Raw genomic sequence first — 6,000 nt, 5'->3', positions numbered from 1 at the left:
TCCGGAACAAGATCAGCACGCACCCGGACACTCTGCCGACCGAGATCGTCGAGCACAAGACCCGCAGCTCAACTCATTCTGAAACGATCAGTAAGAGCGAAGATCGGCAGATTTCCGCGGGGCGATCGCGGGCGAAAAGCAATCGGGCGGAGCACATCCAGCAGCCGAACGGCGATGCCACGCTCAAAGACTGGCAGTACGCCCACAACGTGATCATTCCTACCCACTCCCTCTCTCTGGACGAGGTACGGGAACGTGCCCGGCGCAACCACCTGGAGATCGCGTATCTCGGTAACGATCTTGTGGGCTGCAGCACGGTGCGCCCACCGACGGACGAAACACCGGCGGCCACAGTCATCGCCCGCGTGCTCGCCGCTCACCGCAGGCGGGGGTTCGGCGAGGAACTCTATGCGCGCGGGCTCAACCGGGCCCGGCAACTGGGGGCCGAGGTGATCGAGACCGTCGTCCTGTCCTCCAACGAGGACGGACTGCGGTTCGCGCTCAAGCACGGCTTCGTCGAGACCGAGCGATACCTGCTGCCTGGAGACACCATCCCCTGGATCGACTTGCGGCTCTCCTGACCGGGACAGACCGCGCCCTCACGGCCTGCGCAACAGCTCCTGCAAATGAGCCGCACCCATCGACCGACCGCTGCACAGGGATGATCTCCGGCTACGAAGCTCTTGTCAGAGCCACATAGGCGAGTGCGCCGACCCCACTTTGCACTCCTGACCTCCACCACCGCCGATCCGTTCGGGGTCAGAGGGAGGGAGAGCCTCATCGAGGTGCAACTGGCCGCCTCGTTGGCACGACTTGCAACATCCAAGTCCCCGAGCCACCGATACCGCAATTGCCCTCGCGCTGAGCGACACCCGCCTGCGCACCGTTGTCGTCCCCTGGCGGAATCCGGGACTCGGCCGAAGTTGCGAGCCGCAGCGGGCGCCATACTGTGGAAGGGCACCTTCTCTCGGTTCTGGGATGTGGCTAGGGGGTCTCATTCCGTCCAGGCACATTGTTCATCGAAATGTCTTTGCTGTGCGCCACGGCACGTGCATCGAACAACTGGTGGTTGCGATGCGTCGACGAACCATCCTCCTTGTCCCTCTGATGTCTTCGCTGCTGATTCTAGGACTCGCGCCTGTCGGCACCTCTGCGGGCGACTGCGACAACTTCCCGGGTGGGATCTGTCCGACGTTCGGGGATCCCCGGCGACCGCCGGACTTCGGCGATGGATGGTGGAACATCAAGAGTGCGTACACGCAAGATCTGATCCTGACCACCCCCTGGGATTTAAACCTTCGACCTCGCCGCAACAGAGTCATCCTGCAGCCCTACCGCAACGAGCAGAACCAGCAGTTCCGCTTCCGGCGCATAAACGGCATGTACCAGATCGAGGTGCGCGCCACGGGACTGTGTCTGGAAGGCAGCAAGCAGCCGGACGGAAAGGCTATCGTTCGCCAGAACGATTGCAACACACCGTCCAACGTCCAAACCTGGGTGATCGAACCCCGCCCGAAGGGCTATTTCCTGGTCAAGGAGGGGAACAGGCCGAGCGGAAGATGCCTCGACGCAGCTTCTGCGAGTCGGACCGCGCCCCCACAAGGCGCCTATCTACAGGAATTCTCCTGCCATGACGGCGATAACCAGGCTTGGGTGTTCGAGGACGCGTCTCCTCCGCCCGCTGTCCACTGAGGCAGGAACAGTCCACCAACGGAAGTTGCCAGTCCAGGGACTCACGCGCCTCCGCGCGGCAGGTGACCCTGCCCTCGATCGGAGTCAGCCTCGGACCGCCCACTTCGCTTGTGGGTCGTACTCGACGAGTCGGTGCTGTGGCAAGTCGTCGACAGCCGCGAGGTCATGCGCGATCAGCTGGAGCACCTGACCCACATGAGCACACAACCACCCATCACGATGCAGGTGCTCCCGCACTCCGCGGGAGCACACCCCGGAGTCCCCGGGCAGTTCTCGATTCTTGAGTTCGCCAATACCTCCGAACCCGGCGTGGTGTATCACGAGAGGTTCACCGAAACCTGTACGCGGAGAAACGTTCCGACGTCGGTCGGTTCCGCCTACTGAACTCTGTCGCTGACCGGCCTCCCCCTCGGAGTACTCAGGCCGGGACGCTTCCCGACGGCCGGCCCCTCGCCCGGGCCGCCCTGGGCGTATTCGCCGACGACCCGACGTGGTGCTCGGATGTCATCCGCACCCGAGGCCGGGACTCGTTCACGTACGACACCGCCGCCGGCCTCACTGGCCCCGAGACGCCAGCCGCCGTGACCGCCAGGAAGGCCGCCAGTGCGATGGCCCGCGCGGCGGCGATCCGGTTCAGCGGGGGCGCGGAATGGTACGCGCGGCCGGGATCATGGTCGAGGCGATCTGGCACGCGGGTGAGGCGGCCGGGCTGCCTTCCTGGGTCCACTGGTTGTTGCTGAGCAGTGTGCGGAAGCCGGCGAGGGTTTCGGAGAGCTCTTCCAGGATGAGGTGTCGTGAGATCTCAGTAAGTTCGTATGGCTGGGCTGGACATGCACGATGTCGTCCAGGGAGCTGTCGGTGACGTCGCGGTGCGGCAGCCCGCGGCGGACGAAGGCGGCGACGTCGTCGGCGACGGAGATCAGAAAATGGACGTGGGGGATGCCGAGGATGGCCTTGATCTCGGCGAGGAAGGCGCTGTTCGACCCGCAGACGGTGCTCGATGATCCCCGCTGACTGGTGCGGTGTCACGGTCGTGCCCACCAGTGGACCGGGGCCTGAAGCGGACGAGCGGTCAGGCTCGGCCGGCTCGACGGTGAAGGCCCCGCCGGTGGGGAAGTGCCGCAAGAGCCGGGTGAGGGCGTGGGGGACCGCGTGCAGGCGGAGCTCGGCGCCCTCGGTCTTCGCCGTTCGCGCGACGGCCACCAGCATGCCCAGCCCGGCGCAGTCGCAAAATTGCAGAGCCGTCATGTCGATGGTGATCCGCCGATAGCCGGCCAGGGCCTGGTGGAGCACGGTGCGCAGGTCCGGGGCGGTGGCGACGTCCAGCTCTCCGGCCACGGTCACCTCGCACGCATCGGGTCCGCAGCCGCGGACCGTGATGTCGAACGTGTCGTCCACCGGCGCTCCTCGGCGGCTGTGTTTCCAGGGAACGCGGCAGGCCGTGCGATGTCCACCAGGATGGCCGAACTCCCGGGCGCCCGGTGGAATGGGCGGATGGTGCTCTGCTTTACAGCTCCTCGTCGCGCAGGTCTTTCTGGCCGCGCTTCTTGTCGTCCTGGGGGCGAGGGAGGGTCCCGCGACGCCCGGCTCACGCGAGGGCTTGCCGGGGTGCACACGGTCGGGGCCGGGACGCCTCATGCGCTCCTGCTGCTCGGCTGGACCCCGTGATCGCTCACCTAGCGGCTGTACGGACGTGCCATGGCCGGCATCCGTGGATACAATTGCTCGACAATCATACATTCCGTATGTTTAGCTACACGTTGTCTATTCTTTCTCTCTGGGAGGTCCCCATGCCGTCAGCCATCACGTACACGCGCTTCGGCGGCCCGGAGGTGCTGGTCCTCTCCGAGGTCGAGGTCCCGCGGCCTGCCGCGCACGAGGTCCGGGTCCGGGTCCGGGCAGTGTCGGTGAACCCGATCGACGCCAAGATCCGCCGCGGTGAGCTGGCCGGTGCGTTCCCGGCCGAGTTCCCGATCACCCCCGGGGTGGACGTGGCCGGTGTCGTGGACGCGGTCGGGGACGCGGTCGGCGGCACGGCCGTGGGTGACGAGGTCTTCGGTGTGGCCACGGGCGGGGCGTATGCCCAGTACGCCGTGTTGGGCCGGCCGGTCGCCAAGCCTCAGGGGCTGTCGTGGGAGGTTGCGGCGTCGCTCGCGACCGTCGGGGAGACCGCCTTCCGCGCCTTGAGGCACCTCGATTTGCGCAGCGGCCAGACGCTGCTGATCCATGGCGCCGCGGGCAGCGTGGGCGCGATCGCCGTGCAGCTCGCCACCGCGCGCGGGGTCACGGTGGTCGGCACGGCCGGCGCGGCCGACCAGGAGCGGGTCGCCGGGTACGGTGCCGGCGCCGTGGTCTACGGCGACGGCCTGATTGAGCGGGTGCGCGCAGCGGCACCGCAGGGGATCGACGCGGTGCTCGACACCTCCGGCGCCGGCGTGCTGCCCGAGTCCATCGAGCTGGCCGGCGGCCCGGAGCGGGTGATCACTCTCGCGGACATGAACGCCGCCCGGTACGGCGTGCGCTTCACCGGCATGGACCCCGCCGACCGGGCCACGGAGGCGCTGCCGGAACTGGCCGAGCTGGCCGCCGCCGGCGAGCTGGATGTGCCGATCTGGCGCACTTACCCGCTCGCCGAAGCGGCCCGGGCGCACGCCGACCTCGACGCGCGCCGGTACCGGGGAAAGATCATCCTGGTTCCCTGACCGGGCCGGCGGCGCGGACCCGACGGATCGCGAACGAGACGAGGGGCCGCACAGTGTCTCTGTGCGGTCCATCGGCACGGAGTACCGGCGGGGGCCTCAGGAAGCGGCCCCCTCGACCTGGAAGGCGATCCGGTAGGTGTGGCCTTCCTGATCGAAGCGCATGATGTCGCCCCGACGGTTCATGGCGTCGGGGTTGGCCTGGAAGGCCGCGAAGGCGCCTTGGTTCTCCCACTGCGCGTAGTTGATGACCCGTGTGCCGTCGTCGCTGGCGTGCACGGTGGAAGAGACGAAGCCCGGCTGGTGGCGCACCACGTCCTGGATGAAGGTGCGGATGGCCTCCAGCAGGACCGGTTGATCCTCGGCGGTGTCGAGGGTGAAGACGACCATGACGGTCAGCGTGCCGGCATTCTTGTCAATCGTGATCATGGAGAGTCCTTCGGTTCACGGGAGGTGCCCATCGCACATCTGCGGGGTGAAGCCGGCGCCAGAGCCCGGCGCGGGTGGCACTGAGCGCGACCCTTCAGCCAGAATGTCGAACACTCCGCATCTTAAAAGTCAATGCGTATGATAGCCGCGCTCTTGTATGATTCGCCTATGACTGACGAAGGCGGCGCTGCCCGAACCGATCCCCGCATCGAGCGGACGCGCGCCCACGTACTGGGGCACGCCCGGGAACTGCTCACCGCCGGCGGCCCTGACGCGGTCACCTACTCGGAGCTGGCCGCTCGCGCCCGCGTCACGCGCCAGACCCTCTACCGGCACTGGCCCACCCGCGAGCGCCTGCTCACGGACCTGCTCCTGGAGGGCCCGCCCACCGACTACCCCGACGGCTCCGGCAGCCCCGAGCACATCGTCGCCGCGTTCCTGCGCAGCCTGCGCGCCGGCATGCAAGCCCAGGCGAACGCAACCGCGCTCATGATGCTCGCCGCCCAGGCCGACCACGACCCCCAAAGCGACCAGGCACTGCACCGGCTCGTCGCCAACCGCCGCGACGCCCTCAACCAACTGCTGGCGCCGTCGGGGCTGAGCGTGGACGCCGACGAGTACGCCCGCCTGTGCGGACCGGTGCTTTTCCGACGCTTCATCTCCCGCGAACCCGTCACCGATCAGTTCATCGCGGACCTGGCCGCCACCTTTGCCTCCGGCCGCCCAACCGCCACCCACTAGCGCGAGGCCGGCCGGACCTCACCGCCAGGCAGTCCGGAGAAAAGCCACGCTTCCCTCTCGACGGCCTACAGCGCCGGGGGGACGAAGAGCTCCCAGACCCGGATGGCAATGCTGTCGCGGTCCATCGCCCCCAGGTACGCCTCGGTGATCTCGCCCGCGTTCTCGAACGCGGCCTGCGAGTTCTCCGAATCCTGCACGGTCTCCCAGTCCACCGAGATCATCCACGTGCCGTCAGGCGACCGGAGCGTACGCCGACTCCCCGGCACATAGCCGGGCTGAGTCGGCTGGAACTCCCGGTCCATCCGAAACGCCGCGGCCAGGAAATCCTCCGTCCGCACCCCCTCCTTCAGCCGGAAGGTGACGACCTCGGTGAACGGCATGAGCGATCCTCCTGACACACAACCCCAAGCAGCCCCACCACAGTCACCCACCCCACCGG

General features: G+C 67.6%; 8 protein-coding genes. 5 read left to right on the top strand and 3 right to left on the bottom strand.

Annotated elements, in window-relative coordinates:
• Positions 1-155 precede the first annotated feature (155 nt).
• The 3 genes from ABZ934_RS31480 (at position 156) to ABZ934_RS31470 (ending at position 2,076) form a co-directional block, all read left to right on the top strand.
• A complete protein-coding gene (locus tag ABZ934_RS31480; protein ID WP_361319645.1) occupies positions 156-581 on the top strand; it encodes a GNAT family N-acetyltransferase in 426 nt (141 codons plus the stop codon).
• A 526-nt stretch (positions 582-1,107) separates the two neighbouring features.
• Complete coding sequence (locus ABZ934_RS31475) at positions 1,108-1,692, top strand: RICIN domain-containing protein (protein ID WP_361319637.1); 585 nt, start codon at positions 1,108-1,110, stop codon at positions 1,690-1,692.
• A gap of 132 nt (positions 1,693-1,824) precedes the next feature.
• On the top strand, positions 1,825-2,076 hold the full coding sequence (locus tag ABZ934_RS31470) for a Scr1 family TA system antitoxin-like transcriptional regulator (RefSeq protein ID WP_361319642.1): 252 nt from the start codon (positions 1,825-1,827) through the stop codon (positions 2,074-2,076).
• Between the two features lie 249 nt (positions 2,077-2,325).
• Here ABZ934_RS31470 and ABZ934_RS31465 read toward each other — a convergent pair whose 3' ends face one another.
• Positions 2,326-3,090: an STAS domain-containing protein gene (locus ABZ934_RS31465; protein ID WP_361319634.1), complete on the bottom strand. Its 765-nt coding sequence runs from the start codon at positions 3,088-3,090 to the stop codon at positions 2,326-2,328.
• A gap of 392 nt (positions 3,091-3,482) precedes the next feature.
• Between ABZ934_RS31465 and ABZ934_RS31460 the strand changes: the two genes are divergently transcribed.
• Positions 3,483-4,394 carry an NADP-dependent oxidoreductase gene (locus ABZ934_RS31460; RefSeq protein WP_361319631.1) on the top strand — a complete coding sequence of 304 codons (912 nt, stop codon included), beginning with the start codon at positions 3,483-3,485 and terminating at the stop codon, positions 4,392-4,394.
• A 96-nt stretch (positions 4,395-4,490) separates the two neighbouring features.
• On the opposite strand, the gene ABZ934_RS31455 is transcribed toward ABZ934_RS31460, so the two are convergent.
• Positions 4,491-4,820 carry an antibiotic biosynthesis monooxygenase gene (locus tag ABZ934_RS31455; RefSeq protein WP_361319628.1) on the bottom strand — a complete coding sequence of 110 codons (330 nt, stop codon included), beginning with the start codon at positions 4,818-4,820 and terminating at the stop codon, positions 4,491-4,493.
• Positions 4,821-4,988: 168 nt separating this feature from the next.
• Between ABZ934_RS31455 and ABZ934_RS31450 the strand changes: the two genes are divergently transcribed.
• Complete coding sequence (locus tag ABZ934_RS31450) at positions 4,989-5,561, top strand: TetR/AcrR family transcriptional regulator (protein ID WP_361319625.1); 573 nt, start codon at positions 4,989-4,991, stop codon at positions 5,559-5,561.
• Positions 5,562-5,626: 65 nt separating this feature from the next.
• On the opposite strand, the gene ABZ934_RS31445 is transcribed toward ABZ934_RS31450, so the two are convergent.
• Positions 5,627-5,941, bottom strand: a complete 315-nt coding sequence (locus tag ABZ934_RS31445; RefSeq protein WP_361319623.1) for a hypothetical protein — start codon at positions 5,939-5,941, stop codon at positions 5,627-5,629.
• Positions 5,942-6,000: the final 59 nt, after the last annotated feature.

The organism is Streptomyces sp. NPDC046557, from assembly GCF_040645975.1.
GTDB lineage: Bacteria > Actinomycetota > Actinomycetes > Streptomycetales > Streptomycetaceae > Streptomyces.
Note: the sequence above shows the minus strand (reverse complement) of the source record. Positions and strands in the feature narration are given on the sequence as shown.

Bases quoted from the DNA above. Each gene is read 5' to 3' on its own strand.
- ABZ934_RS31475 (WP_361319637.1), top strand. From the start codon at position 1,108: ATGTCTTCGCTGCTGATTCTAGGACTCGCGCCTGTCGGCACCTCTGCG.
- ABZ934_RS31460 (WP_361319631.1), top strand. From the start codon at position 3,483: ATGCCGTCAGCCATCACGTACACGCGCTTCGGCGGCCCGGAGGTGCTG.
- ABZ934_RS31455 (WP_361319628.1), bottom strand. From the start codon at position 4,820: ATGATCACGATTGACAAGAATGCCGGCACGCTGACCGTCATGGTCGTC.
- ABZ934_RS31450 (WP_361319625.1), top strand. From the start codon at position 4,989: ATGACTGACGAAGGCGGCGCTGCCCGAACCGATCCCCGCATCGAGCGG.
- ABZ934_RS31445 (WP_361319623.1), bottom strand. From the start codon at position 5,941: ATGCCGTTCACCGAGGTCGTCACCTTCCGGCTGAAGGAGGGGGTGCGG.